Raw genomic sequence first — 19,480 nt, 5'->3', positions numbered from 1 at the left:
GAAAGAATATGAGTTATTTGAGTTATTTTCCTGATGGTACGGTATTAGAAGACGTTTTTAGCGCTCGGCCTGAACGTTATAAGGGCTTTAAAGACTATTGCCAAGATGTCATGCGAGGGGAGTCCTCCGAACTGACCGCCAATGAGAGAGAGCTTATTGCCGCCATCGTTTCAGGCACAACAGGAAGTATTTATTGCTACAGCGCACACAGCAAAGTTGCTGAGGCCTTTGGTTTTTCGAATGAGGTAGTGGAAGAACTACTCTCAGATATCGATAGTGCACGGGTTGATGACAAACTCAAACCGCTTCTGCACTTTGTACGTAAATTAACGCTAACCCCTCAGAAAATGAGCGCCGAGGATGTAGCGAATGTCGTGGCGGCTGGCTGGACTGAAAAAGCCCTGGAAGATGCTATCGCCGTGTGTGGATTATTTAATCTTGCGAACCGAATGACCCTGAGTTACGGCCTGAGCAGTAAATGGACCGGTAAGCGCGCGCAACATATCGATGACATTGTGAATAAAGGATACGTCTGAGAAACGACGCCGATTAAGGCTCAATAATTCAGCGAATCGATTTTGGAAACGAGGAAGTATTAATGACACGTTACGTAATGGTGGCGGATTTAAATCGGTGTGTGGGTTGCCAAACTTGTACGGCGGCATGCAAACATACCAATGCGACCCCGCCTGGTGTGCAATGGCGGAAAGTACTGGATGTGGAAGTCGGTGAATATCCCGATGTCGATCGGATTTTTATGCCCGTGGGATGTCAACATTGCGCTGAACCACCCTGCATGGAAGTTTGCCCCAGTACCGCGACCGGAAAGCGTGATGATGGCATTGTCACCATTGACTACGATATCTGCATCGGCTGTGCTTATTGTTTCGTGGCCTGTCCCTATCAAGCACGCTACAAAGTCAGCAAACCCAGTTTTGCTTTTGGCGATAAGCCTACCGAAAATGAAGCCGAGCGCTTTGATGAGGCGCGCATCAACGTAGCGATGAAATGTAATTTTTGCTCTGACAAAGTGGACTCCGGTAAAGAGAAGGGGCTCATACCCGGTATTGATCCCGATGCAACACCGGCCTGTGCGAACGCCTGTATTGCCGGAGCACTGCATTTCGGTGATATCGAAGATGAAGAGAGTAATGTGTCCAAATTGGTTGACGAAAATCCCCATTTCCGGATGCATGAGGAGTTGGGAACGGATCCCGGATTCTACTATCTTTGGGATGGAGCGGAATGATGCAACAGCATAGTTTTGGAAAGGTTTTGCAGGATGTTTGGGATTGGCGTGCCGCAGGTAATTTCATGTTTGGTGGCACGGGCAGTGGTTTATTGTTTCTCGTCGCCGCTTTTAGTTTTCCCGGCAACCCTAATTTTATGGTGGGGTTACTGGCTTTGTTTTTTGTTGCGCTGGGCTTAACTCTGGTGTGGCTCGAAATTGGTCGCCCGTGGCGTTTTATCAACGTTTATTTTAACCCCTGGACTTCCTGGATGAGCCGCGAAGCATTTGTTGCAGCGGTTGTTTTTGGTTTGGCGTTTATCGGTATCTTGTTTGAGATTCCGATAGTGACCTTATTAGGTGGGCTAGCAGGCCTCTTTTTCCTTTATTGCCAAGCGCGAATTTTGAAGGCGTCAAAGGGAGTGCCTGCCTGGAGAGAGCCAGCCATTATGCCGTTCATTCAGGTTACGGGGCTTACTGAGGGTGCGGGGCTACTTGCTTTTGCTTATGCTGCTTTAGGGGTTAACGATCAATTTTTGTTAGGGCTTTTTGCCTTGTTGCTCATTCTGCGAATGGTTGCTTGGGTGCATTATCGCCGTCAACTAAAAGTACATGAGGCGCCAGCAGCAGCTCAGGCGGTTCTGGCTCAAATTAATACTTTGACGATGATCATAGGTAATCTACTACCTTTGGCGCTAATCGGCGCGACCATTGCGATAACCGCATTCGAGCAACAGGCATTATGCGCTGTGGCTGGCGTATTAGCTGTGTTAGGAGGATGGCTGGTTAAATTTACTATCGTGACTAGGGCCGCTCATTATCAGGGCTATGCCTTTGCTAAGCCGATAAGAGGAAAAGCGCAGAGAAAGCAAACTGTCTGATATAAGAAAATTCTTAAGGTTTAATGGTTCCCTATTGTAGGGAGCGGGGCTGCATTCAAATAATTTAACGCTGCTTTTCCTTAAGCGGGGCAATATTCTATACCCTTAGGATTTTAATTTTGAGTTCCGGTTGCGTCGTTCTTTGCGTTCTCGCCAACGCGTTGTGACTCGCCAAAACCAAAACAGGTGAATTGCTAAGTAGCTTAAATAACCGAAGACTAAGCCGCAAACAACGGATCCTAAAAGCAGCGGTTTGCCAATGGTATCAAAGTTAGCTAATAATCGACTCCAAATGTCATGAACAACTAATTGTTCGTAGATGACTGGCGCGTTTAACACTAAATTGCCAACCCAATAATTAAAGTAGAATATCGGCGGCATGGTAATCGGGTTGGTGATAAAAACGAGGGCGACGGAAAGCGCTATGTTGCGTTTGAAAATAATAGCTAAGAACGCTGCCAATAAAGATTGCAGCGGGATTGGGAGAAAAGCACAAAAAACGCCGATAAAAAATGCCCCAGCAACTGAGTATTTGGTAAGGTGCCATAATTCGGGGTCGTGAATTCTTTTGCCTAATAATGCGATCCAACGGTTGTGCTTGATTTTTGCCGGATCCGGTAAAAAACGCTTAAAAAATTTGCGTGGCATGATCTAATAGTCTGTGCTCAGTTTGGAGAAGGAACTCTACTAATGCGATGGATGATTGCCTGTTGTTTTGGCGTAGGCGCTGTCAGCTTTTTCCCTGTAATACCTTCGCTTCTCTGGTTGTTGCCATTGGCGGCACTGGGGTTGATTGCCATTAAGTATAAACTATTAAAATTTGTTGGCGCATTAAGTTTCGGTGTTATCTGGGGGATATTGTCTGGCTGGGTTGGGCTTCAGCATCAGTTACCTGAATCTCTTGAAAATATCGATCTCAATGTGGTAGGTCAGGTTGTCGGCCTGCCAGCAACGAGCGAACGTAGACAACGCTTTGATCTTAAAATAAAAACTATTGGTTTAGCCGTTGGTGACAACTTCTTGGCCGCACCTAAACGTATCCGAATCAATTGGTATCAAACTGAAACCTTAGTATTGCCCGGAGAAATCTGGCAATTCACAGTGCGTTTAAGACGCCCTCATGGCTTTGCGAACCCGGGTATCTTTGATTATGAAACCTGGCTATTTCAGCAGGGCATTGACGCCACCGGATATGTTCGTGAAGGTGAGCAAAACCTGCAGCTAAAGCAAGCGGGCTTAGCACGCTTGCTCGACCAAATCCGATTTTCACTTTATCAGAAGTTAAACCAACTTCCCGCAGGATATCAGTACAAGGATGTGCTGATTGCGTTACTCATGGGCGAAAGATCGGATCTTGGCGGTGATCTATGGCAGATCTTTACTCGCACTGGCACTAATCATCTGTTTGTTATCAGCGGATTACATATTGGTTTTGTGGCTTTATGCTGCTATCTGTTGGTTATGCAAATTGGCCGTTGGATACCTCTAGGGGCTCCAGTGATCGCTCTTCAGCAGGTAGCGTCAGTGGCAGCAATTTTGGCGAGCGTGGGATACAGCGCACTGGCTGGTTTTGCGCTACCGACTCAGCGTGCCCTTATAATGCTGACATTGCTGATGTCGGGGAAAATTTTAAAACGTGATATCAACATTGTTACCAGCTTTGTTATTGCGCTGCTGTGCGTATTGCTGCTGGACCCACTGGCACCTCGGACTGTTGGGTTTTGGCTGTCTTTTGGTGCAGTGGGGGCGTTGCTGCTAGGCTTCGCAGGTTATACATCACATCAGGGTTTTTGGTGGCGTTGGGGGCGGCCGCAATGGTTAGTCTTCATAGCATTTATTCCTTTATTGCTTTTTTTCTTCAAACAATTCTCTGTCATATCACCCTTAGCAAATCTGGTGGCGATACCGTTGCTGGGTTTATTAGTCGTGCCCTTATGCTTGCTGGCTGGACTATTGCTCTTAGTCGATGAATCACTGGCGGCGGGTGTTTTGTGGGTAGCTGATAGAGCGATTTGGGGACTGATCACGGGGTTGGAGTTTGTCGCTGAAACGCCTTTTGCCGTGGTGCAACTAAGCCCGAGTGTTGCTGCGGTCGTGGTGGCATCCTGTGGTGCGATTGTGTTGTTGGGCCCGCGTGGATTGCCAGGGAGATGGTTGGCATTATTTTGCTTCATTCCGCTGTTCATCTATCAACCGCCGCTCAAGGTGGGCGACTATCGTGTCAGTTTTTTTGATGTTGGCCAAGGTTCATCGGTGCTGGTGGAAACCAGCGAACACCGTTTGCTTTACGATGTCGGGCCTGCTTACGACGACAAATTCAATGCGGCAACCAGCGTTTTACTGCCTTATTTTCAGCACCGTGGGATAGGGCGGTTGGATCGAATACTCATTAGTCATAGCGATAATGATCATGCTGGCTCACTACCTTATCTGCTCGACCATATTGATTACGGAGATATTGTTTCTGGCTCTGTACTGAAACAATATACCAAACTGCCAATTGATGCTTGCCAGTCGGGGGAAAGCTGGCAATGGGATGGTGTTTCTTTTCAATTAATGCAGGCTAGCCCCGAATATTGGACTAGCGAAAATAACCGCTCCTGCGTACTCAAAATCGATAATGGTAATTTTGCTGTATTGCTCACTGGCGATATTGAGCGAGAGGCTGAGCAGTCATTGCTAGAGCAGTTTGGTGATGGGTTAAAAGCAGATTTTATGTTGGCCCCGCATCATGGTAGTAGAACCTCATCGAGCTTAACGTTTATTCAGCAGGCAGCACCAAGTTGGGTTATTTTTACCATAGGCTATAAAAACAGGTTTGGTCACCCTAAACCTGATATTGTTGAGCGTTATCGACTGGCGCAGATAAAAACTCTGGATACGATCAGTAGCGGGTTGATCAAAGTTACGGTTGCCGCTGAGCATTCACCAGTGTTAATCGAATCTTTTCGCCAGTCCCAAATGGGCTATTGGTATCCTAAGTGACAACCCAATAAATAGTCAGGTCAATACTCTAGAATAGCCATGGATTTCATTTGTTTCGCAGTTTATGCTTATCGCGGAACAGGCCTAAATATTGAAGGAGTAAAAGGTGAACGATGCTTTAGCGCAAAGCGTGCTAGCTTATATCAAAGATAAGCATGTGATGACCCTCGCCACCACTGGTCCAGAAGGCCCCTGGGCTGCGGCAGTATTTTTTGTCAATGATGGCTTCGAGTTTTATTTTTTATCGGCACCCTCAACACGGCATGGCGAAAATATGTCGAAATGCTCGCAGGTCGCCGCGACCATCCAGCTGGATTACGATAATTGGCAGGACATTAAAGGCGTGCAGCTAGAAGGTGAGATTAATGTTCTCAACGGTGCGGCAAAAGCCGCAGCGATGGCGTGTTATGCGAAAAAGTTTCCAGTCATACAAACAGCACTTAAAGCGCCATCAGCAATCAGTAAAGCAATGGCGGGGGTAACTTGGTATAAGCTGGTACCACGACGACTGTACTTCATTGATAATGCCAAGGGATTTGGACATCGAGATAAGGTTAAGTTAAGTCAATGAATAGACCAGAGGTTCCTTCGGTAGAATTTATTTTGTGCCACATCAGAGGACTGGTTTTTCCTGTCATTTGGTACTCAGCATAGTCCTTCGCAACAGCCTCCTTCGCCGTTAGCGGCGATAAAATACGCCCCAACATAGCCAAATATTCATGATACAAATCATGACTCCTACTTTTTGAATTCTGTACCATAGCTGTCCTTTTGAGAGGGTTACGCGCAAGCGTGATAGATCAACGCGGTTGCGATATAAAACAATGAAATGAAGTAGATTATATGTCAGAACTAGCTGAACTGAGCAAAGCATCAAAACCTACCAGTATCACTTCAGGTCCAGAGACTAAACAAATATTACGGCCAATGATGGGCAATGAGGCAATTGCCCGTGGTGCTTGGGAAGCTGGCGTGAAAGTGGCGGCAGCCTACCCCGGTACGCCTAGCACAGAAATCATGGAAAATCTGGCTAAATACCCAGCGGCGGATTTACATGCGGAATGGTCCACCAATGAAAAAGTCGCTTTGGATGTAGCGATTGGTGGTTCTTTCGCAGGAGTTCGTTCCTTTACATCAATGAAGCATGTCGGCTTGAACGTTGCTTCAGACTCGCTGATGTCACAAACCTATATTGGCGTGAATGGTGCATTGGTATTGGTTGTTTGTGACGACCCCGGTATCCATAGCTCGCAAAATGAACAGGACACGCGCTATTTTGGACAGTTGGCAATGGTCCCCATTTTAGAACCAACTGATGCGCAAGAAGCGCTCGATTTTACCAAACTGGCATTTGATATCAGCGAAGAATTTGATACGCCAGTGATTGTACGCAGTACCACGCGATTGTCACATACGCGTAGTTTGGTGCAAACCGGCGAGCGTGTAGAGAACCCCGGTAAAGGTTTTCTCGAGCTGCCAACCAAGAATGTCATGATTCCCGGCCATGCTCGGATAAGACACAGGGCACTGTTGGAGCGGGAACAAAAATTACAGGAATATTTTGAATCTTCGGAGTTGATTCGCTGGGAGCCGAGTAGTGAAGAAATCGGTGTCATCACTTTAAGCACCGCTTATACCTATGTGAAAGAAGTTCTACCCGAGGCCAGCGTATTAAAACTGGGTGTTTCTTATCCATTGCCTGAGGCAAAAATACGTGATTTTTGCGCTTCCGTAAAACGGGTTATTGTTGTCGAAGAACTCGAACCTATGATTGAAAATCAATTAAAGGTGATAGGACTTGGTGTTGAAGGGAAGTCGTTATTTCCGCGTGAGGGCGAATTCTCGACAGAAGTAGTGCGTGATGGCTTTGAATCAGCAGGCTTGCTACCACCGACGCCAAAACTTGAGCTGATTGATATCCAGCCTATGGCGCGCCCACCTTTATTATGTGCAGGCTGTCCACATACCACAGCTTATATGGCATTGCGAGCACTCAATTCACGTGTCTCGGGTGATATCGGCTGTTATACCTTGGCGGCGGTTGAGCCGTTAAAGGCCATTGATACCTCAGTGGCGATGGGATCCAGTATCGCTAACGCAACAGGTATCGCGCTTTCCGGCACAGAAACACGACCGGTTGTCGCAACCATTGGCGACTCCACCTTTTTACACGCGGGGATTCCGCCTTTGATCAATGCGGTTTACAACAACGCTAATATCACCGTAGTGCTTTTAGATAACCATATTACCGCGATGACCGGAGGGCAGGATCACCCTGGAACGGGAAAAAACCTGCGCGGAGAAAAGACGCACAAAGTTGATTATGAAGCACTGATTAAATCGATTGGCGTGAAGTGGTTAAAGAAAATTGATTCCTACAATATGGGCAGTGTTTATCAGTCGTTACGTGAAGCGACGCTATACAAGGGTGTTGCCGTTATTATTCTCGATCGTCCCTGCGTACTGGATCCGGTTAAATTAAAAGGTCCGGCTTTCCAGGTTAAGGCTGAAAACTGCACAGGTTGTCAGGCCTGCATGAACTTGGGTTGTCCAGCTATCTCCTGGAGCGACGAGATGTTTGAGGGGCACCATAAGGTAAAAATAGACGAGGCTGCCTGTATTGGCTGTAGTCTGTGCGCTCAGGTGGGTTCGACCAACTGTATCCAACCCGCCGATGCAGGTCAGCTACAATGAGTGATTCCACCCTAATTCAAGCTGAAGTCTCACCGACGTTGAGACAGCCGCAAGCGATGAAAGTGCCCACTAACGTATTAGTGGTTGGTGTTGGTGGCCAAGGTGTCATCATGGTATCCAAAGTGTTGGCTGCGCTATGCCAACAACAGGGGTTTCAGGTGAAGCAAAGTGAAGTGCATGGCATGGCCAAACGCGGTGGTTCCGTCTTCAGTCATGTACGTTTTGGAGAGCAAGTGTATTCTCCAACTATCCCGGTGGGGCAGGCTGATGTGTTAGTGGCGCTGGAGTGGGCTGAGGGTCTACGTTGGTTGCCATACCTAAAACCTGAAACTGGGATTTTTATCGCGGATACGCAACAGATTGTACCACCCTTTGCTTGTCGTGATCGAAAACACGGGGCGCGCAGTGGTTACGCAAAAGAGTCGGTAGCGGATATCTCAGAATTGATTAGCAATTGCTTTGCCGCCGATGCAGGCCATATGGCGACTGAGCTAGGTAATGCCAAAGCGGCGAATACGCTTTTGCTGGGAATGTTATCTACCGCCTTGGATTTCCCTGCGGATGACTGGAAACAGGTGATCGCACAATTCGTGCCGCCAAAGACCGTTGATATCAACATGGAAGCTTTTACCCAAGGTAGAGACTGGGTGGAACGTTATGATCCGTTGGTACTAAAAGGAGGCAAAGGTAATAACGAGGGGTTGGCGGGATCGCATACACCTCACGAAGTCCAATTTGAGCTACCGGTAATCACCGAGGCTTGGTGTAAAAGCTGCGATATCTGCGTTAAATTTTGCCCGGAACGCTGCCTTAGTCTAAATGAAAATGGCATTGCGGAACTAACCAAACCAGAACTCTGTACCCTCTGTAGAATTTGCGAACGGCTTTGTCCTGATTTTGCAATTTCGTTGAATTATAAAAACTAATTTTTATGGCAATCCCTATGTCCAAATTATCTGAACCTCGCCTGGTTAATATAGAAGGTAATCATGCCTGCGCGATGGGTGCTATCGCTGCAGGATGTCGTTTTTACGCCGGCTATCCGATCACACCTTCCTCAGAAATTGCCGAACGCATGTCTTTGGAGTTACCCAAGGTGGATGGTATTTTTATCCAAATGGAGGATGAAATTGCCTCAATGGGGGCTATTCTTGGCGCGTCCATGGGGGGGCTGAAAGTGATGACAGCTACCAGTGGCCCTGGATTTTCTTTGAAACAAGAAAATTTAGGCTATGCTGCCGGGGCTGAAATTCCCTGTGTCATCGTCAATGTGATGCGGGGTGGGCCGAGCACCGGATTGCCCACGCGCCCCGCGCAAGGCGATATTATGCAGGCACGCTGGGGTACCCACGGTGATCATCCTATTATTGTTATCACGCCAGCCTCGGTACCGGAAATTTATGAGCAAACTATCCGTGCGTTTAACTTGTCGGAAACCCTGCGCGTCCCAGTAATTTTGCTCTATGACGAAGCTATCGGTCACCTGAGAGAAACGGTTGAGCTGAAAGAAAGTGCAGAGATTGAGTTGCATAACCGTAAGTGGGCGGCTGAAGTCTCGGCGGAATTCAAACCCTATGCAGCAGGGGAGGATAAAGTTCCCGAGATGGTGCGTCCTGGTGATGGGTTTCGAACTCATACCACCGGGTTAACCCATGCCCCGGATGGATTCCCCACTCAAGACCCTGTACTGGTAAATGAATACATGCAGCGCCTGCTGGGCAAACTTCAACACCACAATGCGTTGGTGGAGAGCTTCGAAGCAATCAATACGGAGGATGCGGAAATATTGGTGGTGTCCTACGGAATTACCTCTCGCGCGGCACGACGCGCAGTTAAGTTGGCGCGCAATGAAGGTATTAAAGTGGGCATGTTTCGACCCATCACCCTGTGGCCATTCCCTGCCGAACCGTTAAAAGCAATTCTAGGCCCGGTAACAAACCTACTGGTGCCGGAAATGAATGCGGGGCAGTTGATTCAGGAGGTTGAACGTTATCGCCCCACAAGTTGCCGAGTTGAAGGCTTGAACCGGATTGACGGCGAAACTATTACGCCCGAGCAAATCCTACATAGAATAAAGGAGCTAGCATCTAATGAGTGACGTTGATAGCCAATTCAATATACGCGACTATTTAAGAGAACACCTGTTTCCACATTTTCTCTGCCCCGGTTGTGGACATGGTATCGCGTTAAGGGCACTGCTTTGGGCTATTGATGAGCTCGAAATTCCGAAGGATAAGTTGGCGTTCGTATCTGGAATTGGGTGCTCGGGACGTCTCGGGGCCTATATCGATGCTAATACTTTTCACGTCACTCACGGTCGACCATTGGCCTTTGCGACCGGCTTGAAGTTGGCTCGTCCGGACTTAGAAGTTATCGTCATCACTGGTGATGGTGATTGTTTAGCGATTGGTGGCAATCATTTAATCCATGCTTGTAGACGTAACCTCAATATTACTTGCATGATGCTAAACAACGAGGTTTATGGTATGACGGGCGGCCAGGTTTCACCCACCACCAGTAATGATCGTTTTACCACCACCACGCCCAATGGTAACTATGAGCCTACCTTTGATGCCTGCGCCTTAGCGCAAGCGGCAGGAGCTGGTTTTGTCGGACGCGAAATCACGCTGCAAACCCCCGCGTTAAAAAATGTACTTAAGGAAGGTTTAGCTCATTCCGGCTTTTCCTTTGTTGAGGTTATGTCAGACTGCACAGAAGTGTTTGGTCGTAAAAATGAACTAGGCGACTCGGCTGAAATGGTATTGACGCAGAAATCATCGGTGCGACCGGATGTTTATGATAATCAAGTCGATCAGCCATTTCGTCCGAATTTCCTGAAAACGGGTGTCATGGCACGCAATAACCGGCCTGAGTATGCAGCGGCTTATCGTCAGCATATATTAACGATGCGAGAAGGGGAAAATAATGGCTGAGCTAGAAATACGCCTTAGCGGTAGCGGCGGGCAGGGTATTTTGCTGATAGGTCGAATTCTTGGGGAGGCGTTGACACAGAAGAAGTTCAAGGTCGCTCAATCCCAAAGTTATGAACCAACTTCCCGTGGGGGATTAAGCCGATCTGACCTGGTCGCCAGCGATCATGACGTCGACTACCCCTTGGCAACCTCCCTGGATTATCTGGTGGTGTTGCATAAAATCGCAATTGGTGCCTCCGACCAGTTACTGAAACCCTCGAGTTTGATAATTATCGACAGTCCATTGAGTGAACTTTACCGTCCAAATAATGGGCAATGCGTATTCTTGCCTATCAGTGAAACGGCAAAACGTTTGGGCAGTATTCGTTCCACCAATATGGTTGCACTTGGCACGTTGTTGGCACTGTCTGATATTTGCGATGAAGTTACTCTGTTCGCCGCAATTGAACAGGTTGCACCGGCAAAGCTGGTAGAGTCTAGTCTCGAAGCGGTGAAAGAAGGCTATCGGATCGCACAAAATAGCCAAACTGCGGATCAAGCTGACCTTGACCTAGTAGAAACTAGCCTGGCAGAACGAGTACCGTTGGTGTCGTTGTAGATAGCCAGCGCAATAGCGTTATAGTAAATAAGAAATACTATCTAAAGCGAAACGCTGCCCTTTAAGATAGTCTTCGATACAGGTCAGTACCAGAGGACTGCGTAAGTGGTTCTCAATAGCCTTTATTTCTTCATAACTTAGCCACAGCGTACGAATGATGCCATCATCCAAATCCCGGGTGACCTGTTGTTTAACTGTGCCATTAAAGCAACATCGGAAATAGGTAATGTCATTGTGTGGAGAGTGATACTGGTAAAAGCCCGTAATACTTTGTAGCTCGACATGCCATCCGGTTTCTTCAAGGGTCTCGCGCAGTGCCGCTTGAATTAGGGTTTCACCTTTTTCGACATGGCCTGCAGGCTGGTTGATAACCTGCATACCATCCGACCTTTCTTCAATCATTAGAAACTTTCCATCGCACTCGATGATTGCTGCCACGACCAGATGTGGGTACCAAGGTTTTGGCATCGTTTTTATCTCATTCCAGTTGAGTCATTTAATGTTATTTTCCTGTATTCACCCGGCTGTATGTTTTCTAAGGTCCACTTGCCGATGGCGAACCGTACCAGCCTTAGGGTCGGGAACCCCACGGCAGCTGTCATACGGCGTACCTGCCGGTTTCTACCTTCGCTGATTTTTAATTCAATCCAGGAGGTGGAAATATTGGCCCTAAATCGAACTGGCGGATCGCGTGGCCAGAGGCTTGGCTCGGTAATGCCGCTAACCTTAGCGGGGTTGGTCAAGCCGTCTTTGAGGTTGACGCCTGTTCTCAAAGTGTTGATTGCTTCGGCAGTAATTTCACCTTCTACCTGAGCCCAGTAGGTTTTTTCAAGTTTATGCTTGGGGTGGCTAATGCGGTGCTGTAACGCGCCATCATCCGTTAGAATTAGGAGACCTTCGGAGTCGTTGTCGAGTCTGCCGGCTGGATATACGCCGGGAATATCGATGAAAGATGAAAGTGTGTGCTGACCGGGATCACCCGTAAATTGAGATAGGACACGAAAAGGTTTATTAAATAGGATAATTTTTGCCATAGCCTGGATGATTTCACTTAAACCCTATATCATTTGCAGCCCTCGGCAGGGGCGATCAAATGGAAATATTGATTCAAATTTACCTGATATTTATATTACGCAGCCGCTATTCTAATAAAAGTAATGGGGTTCAGGTAGAAAGATTAAAGAAGATAGGTAAAAGTAGTTTTTGACGGAGACCAGTATGTCATATCAGCACATTTCAGTTCCACAAGACGGTGAAAAAATTACCGTCAATTCAGATCATTCCTTAAACGTTCCCAATCGACCCATCATACCTTTTATAGAAGGTGATGGCATTGGTGTTGATGTCACTCCCCCGATGATCAATGTTGTCGACGCAGCGGTTGAAAAGGCCTACGGTGGCCAGCGTTCAATTGCTTGGATGGAAGTTTACTCTGGTGAAAAGGCCGTTCGTGTCTATGGTGACGATCAATGGTTGCCGGAAGAGACTCTACAAGCTTTCACCGAATTTACTATTGGCATTAAAGGTCCTCTGACTACGCCAGTTGGAGGCGGTATTAGGTCGCTTAATGTGGCCTTGCGTCAGGAATTAGATCTTTACGTGTGTCAGCGCCCGGTGCGTTGGTTTGAGGGCGTTCCCAGTCCGGTGAAAGAGCCTGGCAAGACTAATATGGTAATTTTCCGAGAAAACTCTGAAGACATCTATGCGGGTGTCGAGTGGGCGGCTGGCAGTCCAGAAGCAGACAAATTGATCAAAATTCTGCAAGAAGACTTTGGTGTAACCAAAATACGTTTCCCTCAAGAGTGCGGTATCGGCATTAAACCGGTGTCTAAAGAAGGGACGCAACGTTTAGTGCGTCGCACTATCCAATATGCCATCGATCAGAATTTGCCGAGTGTCACCTTGGTGCACAAAGGCAATATTATGAAATTCACCGAAGGTGCGTTCAAAGAGTGGGGCTATGAGTTGGCTCGCGAAGAGTTTGGCGCTGAGCTGCTGGACGGCGGTCCCTGGTGTGTATTGAAAAATCCTAAAACCGGCAAAGATATCATTGTCAAAGATGTAATTGCTGATGCCATGTTACAGCAAATTCTGCTACGTCCAGACGAATACAGCGTCATTGCGACCCTAAATTTGAATGGTGATTACCTGTCTGATGCACTGGCGGCGCAGGTTGGCGGTATTGGTATCGCGCCAGGCGCCAACATCGGCGATAAAGTAGCGATTTTTGAAGCAACTCACGGTACGGCACCTAAATACGCAGGTCAAGATAAGGTAAATCCGGGTTCTCTGATTCTATCTGCTGAAATGATGCTACGTTATATGGGCTGGAATGAAGCGGCGGACCTTATTATCAAAGGTACCGAAGCGGCAATAGCAGCCAAGACCGTCACCTATGATTTTGAGCGTTTGATGGAAGGCGCTTCCTTGGTTTCTGCATCTCAGTTTGGAAAAGAAATTATTAAACACATGGGTTAACTATTACTCTGTGGCGCTATCCAGTCAGCCGGGTTCATTAATATTTGAGCCCGGTTGCCCCCTTCTTTTGAGATGTTTCTCAAATCTTTGTTAAGTCATCACCGAATAAACTATAAACTTATTATCGCTTGCTCTAAACTTGTTTTACAGAGCGGGGTCTAGTGCAATATTATGGTTTTGTATCGATTCCTAAGCGATCAGATTTTTTAACTGAAATTATGAGTAATTCCTTGAAGATTGAACTAACCTTAAATCAAGGCGATCAAAAAGACGATGGCAATTTGGCGCTGGAGCATGCCAAGCCCAAACTTAAGCAGCCTTCGATGTACAAAGTGATTATGTATAACGATGATTACACCCCCATGGAGTTTGTCGTCGAAATACTAGAGACTTTTTTTAACATGGATCGAGAAAAGGCGACTCAGGTTATGTTAACGGTACATACTCAGGGTAAAGCGGTGTGCGGTGTTTATACGCGTGACATCGCGGAAACGAAGGTAATACAGGTCAACCAGTTTGCCAGCGAAAGTGAACACCCCTTATTATGTGGAATTGATAAAGTAGACTGATTGAGGTCTCATATGTTAAGCAAAGATCTTGAAATCACCCTAAACTTGGCATTTAAAGATGCGCGTGAGAAACGGCATGAATATATGACCGTAGAGCATCTGCTGCTGGCGCTGCTGGATAATAGTTCGGCGGTAGAAGTTTTGCGCGCCTGTGGCGTGGACTTGTCAATTCTACGTCGTGAGCTTAATGCCTTTGTCGATGCCACGACGCCAGTAATTCCAGATGCCAGAGCCGAGGTAGAAACTCAGCCGACTTTAGGGTTTCAACGGGTATTACAAAGAGCCGTGTTTCACGTCCAATCGTCTGGTAAAAAAGAAGTTACTGGCGCAAACGTGCTGGTCGCTATTTTTAGTGAGCAGGAAAGTCAGGCCGTTTTCTTGTTGAAACAGCAGAGTATTAGTCGAATTGATGTGGTCAACTACATCGCGCATGGCATTCCCAGCTCTAAGGTGGGAGAAAATGGCGAACAAGATGAAATAGGGCATGACCAGCTTGATACGGATTCTGGTAGAGAGGGCCAAGGACAAAGTGCTTTGGTTCAATACGCGACGAATTTAAATAAGCAAGCGAAGCTGGGCTTGATTGACCCGTTGATTGGGCGCGATGAGGAAATTAGTCGTGTCGTTCAAATTCTCTCACGGCGTCGTAAGAATAATCCTTTGCTGGTTGGAGAGTCCGGGGTTGGCAAAACAGCTATTGCTGAGGGGTTAGCGAAGCTAATTGAAGATGGTCAAGTGCCGGATGTGATTAAAGAAGGTGTCGTATATTCTTTGGATATGGGGGCGTTACTGGCAGGCACTAAATATCGCGGTGACTTCGAGAAGCGCTTTAAAGCACTATTATCTGAACTGAAAAATCAGCCTCATGCCATTCTATTTATTGATGAAATTCATACCATAATAGGAGCGGGCGCCGCCTCTGGTGGCGTCATGGACGCTTCTAATCTACTGAAACCGGTATTAAGTAATCGTGGGATTCGTTGTATCGGCTCTACAACCTATCAGGAATACCGTGGAATTTTTGATAAAGACCGCGCGTTGTCACGACGTTTCCAAAAGGTTGATATCGAAGAGCCGAATGTTGAGGATACTTACAAAATTCTTAAAGGTCTGAAAGGACGTTTTGAAGAGCATCATGAGGTTCGATTTACCGATAAATCACTGCGCACGGCGGCTCAATTAGCGGATAGATACATAACTGATCGTCATATGCCCGACAAAGCCATCGACGTGATTGACGAAGCGGGTGCTTTTCAACGGATGCGGCCTGAAGGAAAGCGCAAAAAAGTGATTGGCGTACATGAAATTGAAAATATCGTTGCTAGTATCGCACGAGTGCCTGCGCAAAGCGTTTCATCCTCTGATAAAAAGCTTTTGAAGACTATTGATCGTGATCTAAAAATGGTTGTCTTTGGGCAAAATGACGCGATAGATGCTATCAGTACCGCGATTAAACTATCACGTGCTGGGCTTAAGGATATCGAAAAACCTATCGGCTCTTTCCTCTTTGCAGGCCCGACGGGTGTCGGTAAAACCGAACTAACGCGCCAATTAGCAAAGGTAATGGGAGTTGAGCTAATTCGTTTTGATATGTCTGAATATATGGAACGACACACTGTCTCGCGTCTGATTGGGGCTCCTCCCGGCTATGTTGGTTTTGATCAAGGCGGTTTGTTAACTGAGGCGATCACTAAACACCCCCACTGCGTGCTGTTGCTTGATGAGATAGAAAAAGCGCACCCGGAAGTCTTTAACCTGTTACTCCAGGTGATGGATCACGGCACCTTGACAGACAACAATGGCCGTAAAGCGGACTTTCGTAATGTGGTCATCATTATGACGACGAATGCTGGCGCTGAAATGATGAGTCGACGTTCCATTGGGTTTACTAATCAGGACCACAGTACCGATGGTATGGAAGAAGTGAAAAAAGCCTTTACGCCGGAGTTCAGAAATCGATTAGACGGTATTATCCAATTTAGTGCACTGGATGAGCGGGTTATTAAAAATGTCGTTGATAAGTTCTTGGTTGAGCTGCAAGCTCAACTCGATGATAAAAAAGTACATATCGATGTCGATGAGGCAGCACGCGCTTGGTTGGCAGAACACGGATACGATGAGAAAATGGGCGCTCGACCAATGGCGCGGCTTATTCACGATAAGCTGAAAAAACCTCTTGCGGAAGCAATCTTATTTGGTGAGTTAGCTGAAAAAGGTGGTTCTGTGCTAGTGACAGTTGAGGATGATGAATTGGTCTTCAGCCTCTGTGCAGAAGAGGCGGCAGCCGAGCACTAGAGTTTTTTGAGCTGTGTGATGAAATGAATTGGATTAATTATACCTTCAGCCTACCTTGCACGATAAGTAATACGGCCTTTACTAAGATCGTAAGGAGTTAATTCTACGGTTACTTTATCGCCGGTAAGAATTCGAATGTAGTTCTTACGCATTTTACCTGAAATATGCGCAGTAACGATGTGACCATTTTCGAGCTTCACTCGAAACATGGTGTTAGGTAAGGTGTCGATGATTTCACCTTCCATTTCAATTTGGCCTTCTTTAGCCATACGGAATGACTGCTCCTGTGTTTTTATTTAGAGGCGTGCATTCTGCCTAAATGCTTCGGCTTAATCAACTTTTTTATGAGAGGGAAAACCAGAGGTTAACTAGCTGAGCAGAGTCCATTGATCATTTACTAGGAGTTCTATTGGGCGGTATTGCAGCTTATAGTTCATTTTGCGGCACTGCTTGACCCAATAGCCCAGGTAAAGGTGATCGAATGCTGCCTTTTTGGTATGTTCGATCTGTGCCAGTACCGAATATACACCTAAACTACGTTGCGTTAGTTCTGGTTCAAAAAAGGTATAAACAGCGGAATAGGCGTTTGTTAGAATATCGGTTACAGCCACAGCAACTAATTTACGTTTTAGCCTAAACTCCAGAAAAAAACTATCCACATAACTCTCTACTAAAAAACTGTGATATTGCTCTTTTGTGGCAGGGTGCATATCTCCATCTGCGTGACGGGTTTCGATATACCTTTGATAGAGGTCGTATATTTCATCTGTAAACTGCGGTTCTGCGAGGGTGATAGCTAAATCCTGGTTGCGCTTCCATACGCGTTTCTGAGTTCGATTTGGAGTGAATAAGGTGACAGGGAGTCGCGTTGAAATGCAGGCGGAACAGGTTTCACAATTGGGTAGGTAAATGTATTCTCCGCTGCGGCGAAATCCGCGTTGGGAGAGGTAAGTCAGAATTTCAGGTGTAACTTTCAATTCAGGGTCAACAAAAAGGGTACTCGCCAGCTGATCGTTTCGATAACTGCACTGGTGTGGAGCTGTTTGGTAAAGCGTAATTTCTTCAATGGTCGACATGAGATACAACCAAGCCTAGCGCCAAAGTGACAGATGGGAGTCTGGTATAGCTTCCTTCAAATGCGCTATAAATGTTTGTCTGGGTATGCAGACCGCGCCAAGTGATTCTAGATGTGGGTTATAAACTTGGCAGTCAATTAAAGTAAAGGCTAACGCACGTAACTTTTCAACTAAATAATAGAGCGCAACTTTGGAGGCGTTGGATTTAGTACTAAACATGGATTCGCCAAAAAACACGCTCCCCATGGCGACACCGTAAACGCCACCGACCAGGCTATCATCCTGCCATACCTCTACTGAGTGGCCGAGCCCGAGAAGATGTAACTCGCTATAAGCAAATTTAATTTCCGGAGTGATCCAAGTGCCCTGGTTCTTTTTACGTTCTCCGGCACAGGCATTTACTACGTGGGCAAATGCCTTATCAAAAGTGACGGTGAAAAGATTTTTATTCAGGGTTCGACGGCGCAAGCTTTTAGAGACATGGAAGTCATCGAGAAACAACACGCAGCGTGGATCCGGGCTCCACCACAGAATCGGCTGGTTTTCCTCATACCAAGGAAAAATACCAGCCTGATAGGCACTGAGTAGCCTCGTATGAGTTAGGTCGCCGCCAACGGCTAGCAATCCATTAGGGTCACTCATGGCGCGCTCAACACTGGGGAAGTCGGTGCGATTTTCGCTTAAAAGCGTTATTTCTGACATTTCAATAGTATCGATATTCTGCAACAGAATCTAAACCGCTGGCGTCAGTCCTGCGGCCGCTTTAGAGCAAAGAATGTTTGTTACTCATCCAAATACTTTTCAGCATCCAGTGCGGCCATACAGCCGAATCCGGCCGAAGTTACCGCTTGGCGATAGACTTGGTCAGCCACGTCGCCTGCTGCAAATACCCCGGGAACGCTGGTCGCCGTCGCATTACCGTTGAGACCGCTCTGAATGTTAATGTAGCCATTATTCATTTCCAGCTGGCCTGCAAATATTTCGGTATTGGGTTTGTGCCCGATCGCAATAAAGACACCCTGTAGTGCGATTTCCTGAGTTGCGCCCGTTTCGGTACTTTTGACTCGCATTCCGGTGACGCCCATATCGTCACCCAGTATCTCATCCAGCGTATGATTCCATAAAAGCTTAACGTTGCCGCTTTTTGCCTTTTCAAATAGCTTGTCTTGAAGAATTTTTTCCGATCTTAATTTATCGCGACGGTGAACTAAGATGACTTCCTCAGCAATATTAGATAGGTAAAGCGCCTCTTCGACAGCGGTATTACCACCACCGATGACGGCGACCTTCTGTTTGCGATAAAAGAAGCCATCGCAGGTGGCACAAGCACTCACGCCTTTACCGGCAAAGGCGTCTTCTGATGGCAGACCTAAGTATTGTGCAGAAGCGCCGGTAGCAATAATGAGGGCATCGCAGGTGTAAGCATTTGTATCGCCAAATAACCGAAAAGGACGGTTCTCTAGATCAACCTTATTAATATGATCGAAAATAATTTCTGTATTAAAGCGTTCTGCGTGGCGTTGCATGCGCTCCATCAAATCCGGACCCTGCAAACCTTCCACGTCGCCTGGCCAATTATCGACGTCGGTGGTGGTTGTCAATTGTCCGCCAGCTTGCATGCCGGTTATTAACACCGGATTAAGATTGGCGCGAGCCGCGTAAACGGCGGCTGAGTATCCGGCAGGCCCGGAACCCAGAATTAGTAGTTTGCAGTGTTTTACTTCACTCATTCCTGTGTCCTAA

Annotated in this window: 20 protein-coding genes; 13 read left to right on the top strand and 7 right to left on the bottom strand. The window is 46.9% G+C overall.

All coding sequences use genetic code 11. The features are described 5' to 3' along the window. Nucleotides 1-8: 8 nt before the first annotated feature. The 3 genes from H6995_08880 (at nt 9) to H6995_08870 (ending at nt 2,109) form a co-directional block, all read left to right on the top strand. Complete coding sequence (locus tag H6995_08880) at nt 9-536, top strand: peroxidase-related enzyme (protein MCP5215107.1); 528 nt, start codon at nt 9-11, stop codon at nt 534-536. A gap of 62 nt (nt 537-598) precedes the next feature. Beyond that, nucleotides 599-1,249 (top strand): 4Fe-4S dicluster domain-containing protein, encoded by a 651-nt coding sequence (locus tag H6995_08875; GenBank protein ID MCP5215106.1) that lies wholly within the window; start codon nt 599-601, stop codon nt 1,247-1,249. Beyond that, nucleotides 1,246-2,109, top strand: coding sequence for a phenylacetyl-CoA:acceptor oxidoreductase (locus H6995_08870; GenBank protein MCP5215105.1), 864 nt, complete (start codon nt 1,246-1,248; stop codon nt 2,107-2,109). Before H6995_08875 ends, H6995_08870 begins: the two co-directional genes overlap by 4 nt. Before the next feature lie 105 nt (nt 2,110-2,214). On the opposite strand, the gene H6995_08865 is transcribed toward H6995_08870, so the two are convergent. Continuing rightward, on the bottom strand, nt 2,215-2,757 hold the full coding sequence (locus H6995_08865) for a DUF2062 domain-containing protein (GenBank protein MCP5215104.1): 543 nt from the start codon (nt 2,755-2,757) through the stop codon (nt 2,215-2,217). A gap of 42 nt (nt 2,758-2,799) precedes the next feature. On the opposite strand from H6995_08865, the gene H6995_08860 reads away from it, so the two are divergent. The 7 genes from H6995_08860 to H6995_08830 all read left to right on the top strand — a co-directional run bounded on the left by H6995_08860 (nt 2,800) and on the right by H6995_08830 (nt 11,319). After that, complete coding sequence (locus tag H6995_08860) at nt 2,800-5,094, top strand: DNA internalization-related competence protein ComEC/Rec2 (GenBank protein MCP5215103.1); 2,295 nt, start codon at nt 2,800-2,802, stop codon at nt 5,092-5,094. Between the two features lie 106 nt (nt 5,095-5,200). Continuing rightward, a complete protein-coding gene (locus H6995_08855; protein MCP5215102.1) occupies nt 5,201-5,665 on the top strand; it encodes a pyridoxamine 5'-phosphate oxidase family protein in 465 nt (154 codons plus the stop codon). Nucleotides 5,666-5,937: 272 nt separating this feature from the next. After that, nucleotides 5,938-7,788 carry an indolepyruvate ferredoxin oxidoreductase subunit alpha gene (gene iorA, locus H6995_08850; protein MCP5215101.1) on the top strand — a complete coding sequence of 617 codons (1,851 nt, stop codon included), beginning with the start codon at nt 5,938-5,940 and terminating at the stop codon, nt 7,786-7,788. Beyond that, nucleotides 7,785-8,714: a 2-oxoacid:acceptor oxidoreductase family protein gene (locus H6995_08845; GenBank protein ID MCP5215100.1), complete on the top strand. Its 930-nt coding sequence runs from the start codon at nt 7,785-7,787 to the stop codon at nt 8,712-8,714. The genes iorA and H6995_08845 overlap by 4 nt, the downstream gene beginning before the upstream one ends. 17 nt (nt 8,715-8,731) lie before the next feature. After that, complete coding sequence (locus H6995_08840; protein ID MCP5215099.1) at nt 8,732-9,886, top strand: 2-oxoacid:acceptor oxidoreductase subunit alpha; 1,155 nt, start codon at nt 8,732-8,734, stop codon at nt 9,884-9,886. Beyond that, complete coding sequence (locus tag H6995_08835) at nt 9,879-10,721, top strand: 2-oxoacid:ferredoxin oxidoreductase subunit beta (GenBank protein ID MCP5215098.1); 843 nt, start codon at nt 9,879-9,881, stop codon at nt 10,719-10,721. The genes H6995_08840 and H6995_08835 overlap by 8 nt, the downstream gene beginning before the upstream one ends. Then, entirely contained in the window at nt 10,714-11,319 is a 606-nt protein-coding gene (locus H6995_08830) for a 2-oxoacid:acceptor oxidoreductase family protein (protein ID MCP5215097.1), read from the top strand. Before H6995_08835 ends, H6995_08830 begins: the two co-directional genes overlap by 8 nt. A gap of 18 nt (nt 11,320-11,337) precedes the next feature. Here the strand turns inward: H6995_08830 and H6995_08825 are convergent, their stop codons facing one another. Further along, the gene (locus H6995_08825) at nt 11,338-11,787 is read right to left on the bottom strand and encodes an NUDIX hydrolase (GenBank protein ID MCP5215096.1); all 450 of its coding nucleotides are present in this window, start codon (nt 11,785-11,787) and stop codon (nt 11,338-11,340) included. A gap of 5 nt (nt 11,788-11,792) precedes the next feature. Beyond that, the gene (locus H6995_08820) at nt 11,793-12,353 is read right to left on the bottom strand and encodes a pseudouridine synthase (protein ID MCP5215095.1); all 561 of its coding nucleotides are present in this window, start codon (nt 12,351-12,353) and stop codon (nt 11,793-11,795) included. A gap of 184 nt (nt 12,354-12,537) precedes the next feature. On the opposite strand from H6995_08820, the gene icd reads away from it, so the two are divergent. The 3 genes from icd to clpA all read left to right on the top strand — a co-directional run bounded on the left by icd (nt 12,538) and on the right by clpA (nt 16,661). Continuing rightward, on the top strand, nt 12,538-13,797 hold the full coding sequence (gene icd / locus H6995_08815; GenBank protein MCP5215094.1) for an NADP-dependent isocitrate dehydrogenase: 1,260 nt from the start codon (nt 12,538-12,540) through the stop codon (nt 13,795-13,797). A gap of 218 nt (nt 13,798-14,015) precedes the next feature. Then, nucleotides 14,016-14,366, top strand: a complete 351-nt coding sequence (gene clpS, locus H6995_08810; protein MCP5215093.1) for an ATP-dependent Clp protease adapter ClpS — start codon at nt 14,016-14,018, stop codon at nt 14,364-14,366. 12 nt (nt 14,367-14,378) lie between these two features. Next, nucleotides 14,379-16,661 (top strand): ATP-dependent Clp protease ATP-binding subunit ClpA, encoded by a 2,283-nt coding sequence (gene clpA, locus H6995_08805; protein MCP5215092.1) that lies wholly within the window; start codon nt 14,379-14,381, stop codon nt 16,659-16,661. Nucleotides 16,662-16,711: 50 nt separating this feature from the next. Here the strand turns inward: clpA and infA are convergent, their stop codons facing one another. From infA to trxB, 4 genes are all read right to left on the bottom strand, one after another. Continuing rightward, nucleotides 16,712-16,930, bottom strand: coding sequence for a translation initiation factor IF-1 (infA, locus tag H6995_08800; protein MCP5215091.1), 219 nt, complete (start codon nt 16,928-16,930; stop codon nt 16,712-16,714). Between the two features lie 99 nt (nt 16,931-17,029). Beyond that, complete coding sequence (locus H6995_08795) at nt 17,030-17,737, bottom strand: arginyltransferase (protein ID MCP5215090.1); 708 nt, start codon at nt 17,735-17,737, stop codon at nt 17,030-17,032. A 15-nt stretch (nt 17,738-17,752) separates the two neighbouring features. Next, nucleotides 17,753-18,439: a leucyl/phenylalanyl-tRNA--protein transferase gene (locus H6995_08790; protein ID MCP5215089.1), complete on the bottom strand. Its 687-nt coding sequence runs from the start codon at nt 18,437-18,439 to the stop codon at nt 17,753-17,755. An 80-nt stretch (nt 18,440-18,519) separates the two neighbouring features. Beyond that, a complete protein-coding gene (trxB, locus tag H6995_08785) occupies nt 18,520-19,467 on the bottom strand; it encodes a thioredoxin-disulfide reductase (protein MCP5215088.1) in 948 nt (315 codons plus the stop codon). Nucleotides 19,468-19,480 lie beyond the last annotated feature (13 nt).

The organism is Pseudomonadales bacterium (assembly GCA_024234615.1).
Lineage (GTDB): Bacteria > Pseudomonadota > Gammaproteobacteria > Pseudomonadales > IMCC2047 > JAJFKB01.
Note: the sequence above shows the minus strand (reverse complement) of the source record. Positions and strands in the feature narration are given on the sequence as shown.

Bases quoted from the DNA above. Each gene is read 5' to 3' on its own strand.
- H6995_08825 (MCP5215096.1), bottom strand. From the start codon at position 11,787: ATGCCAAAACCTTGGTACCCACATCTGGTCGTGGCAGCAATCATCGAG.
- H6995_08880 (MCP5215107.1), top strand. From the start codon at position 9: ATGAGTTATTTGAGTTATTTTCCTGATGGTACGGTATTAGAAGACGTT.
- trxB (MCP5215088.1), bottom strand. From the start codon at position 19,467: ATGAGTGAAGTAAAACACTGCAAACTACTAATTCTGGGTTCCGGGCCT.
- H6995_08835 (MCP5215098.1), top strand. From the start codon at position 9,879: ATGAGTGACGTTGATAGCCAATTCAATATACGCGACTATTTAAGAGAA.
- H6995_08865 (MCP5215104.1), bottom strand. From the start codon at position 2,757: ATGCCACGCAAATTTTTTAAGCGTTTTTTACCGGATCCGGCAAAAATC.
- icd (MCP5215094.1), top strand. From the start codon at position 12,538: ATGTCATATCAGCACATTTCAGTTCCACAAGACGGTGAAAAAATTACC.
- H6995_08875 (MCP5215106.1), top strand. From the start codon at position 599: ATGACACGTTACGTAATGGTGGCGGATTTAAATCGGTGTGTGGGTTGC.
- H6995_08845 (MCP5215100.1), top strand. From the start codon at position 7,785: ATGAGTGATTCCACCCTAATTCAAGCTGAAGTCTCACCGACGTTGAGA.
- clpS (MCP5215093.1), top strand. From the start codon at position 14,016: ATGAGTAATTCCTTGAAGATTGAACTAACCTTAAATCAAGGCGATCAA.
- H6995_08820 (MCP5215095.1), bottom strand. From the start codon at position 12,353: ATGGCAAAAATTATCCTATTTAATAAACCTTTTCGTGTCCTATCTCAA.
- H6995_08840 (MCP5215099.1), top strand. From the start codon at position 8,732: ATGTCCAAATTATCTGAACCTCGCCTGGTTAATATAGAAGGTAATCAT.
- iorA (MCP5215101.1), top strand. From the start codon at position 5,938: ATGTCAGAACTAGCTGAACTGAGCAAAGCATCAAAACCTACCAGTATC.
- clpA (MCP5215092.1), top strand. From the start codon at position 14,379: ATGTTAAGCAAAGATCTTGAAATCACCCTAAACTTGGCATTTAAAGAT.
- H6995_08795 (MCP5215090.1), bottom strand. From the start codon at position 17,737: ATGTCGACCATTGAAGAAATTACGCTTTACCAAACAGCTCCACACCAG.
- infA (MCP5215091.1), bottom strand. From the start codon at position 16,930: ATGGCTAAAGAAGGCCAAATTGAAATGGAAGGTGAAATCATCGACACC.
- H6995_08870 (MCP5215105.1), top strand. From the start codon at position 1,246: ATGATGCAACAGCATAGTTTTGGAAAGGTTTTGCAGGATGTTTGGGAT.
- H6995_08860 (MCP5215103.1), top strand. From the start codon at position 2,800: ATGCGATGGATGATTGCCTGTTGTTTTGGCGTAGGCGCTGTCAGCTTT.
- H6995_08790 (MCP5215089.1), bottom strand. From the start codon at position 18,439: ATGTCAGAAATAACGCTTTTAAGCGAAAATCGCACCGACTTCCCCAGT.
- H6995_08830 (MCP5215097.1), top strand. From the start codon at position 10,714: ATGGCTGAGCTAGAAATACGCCTTAGCGGTAGCGGCGGGCAGGGTATT.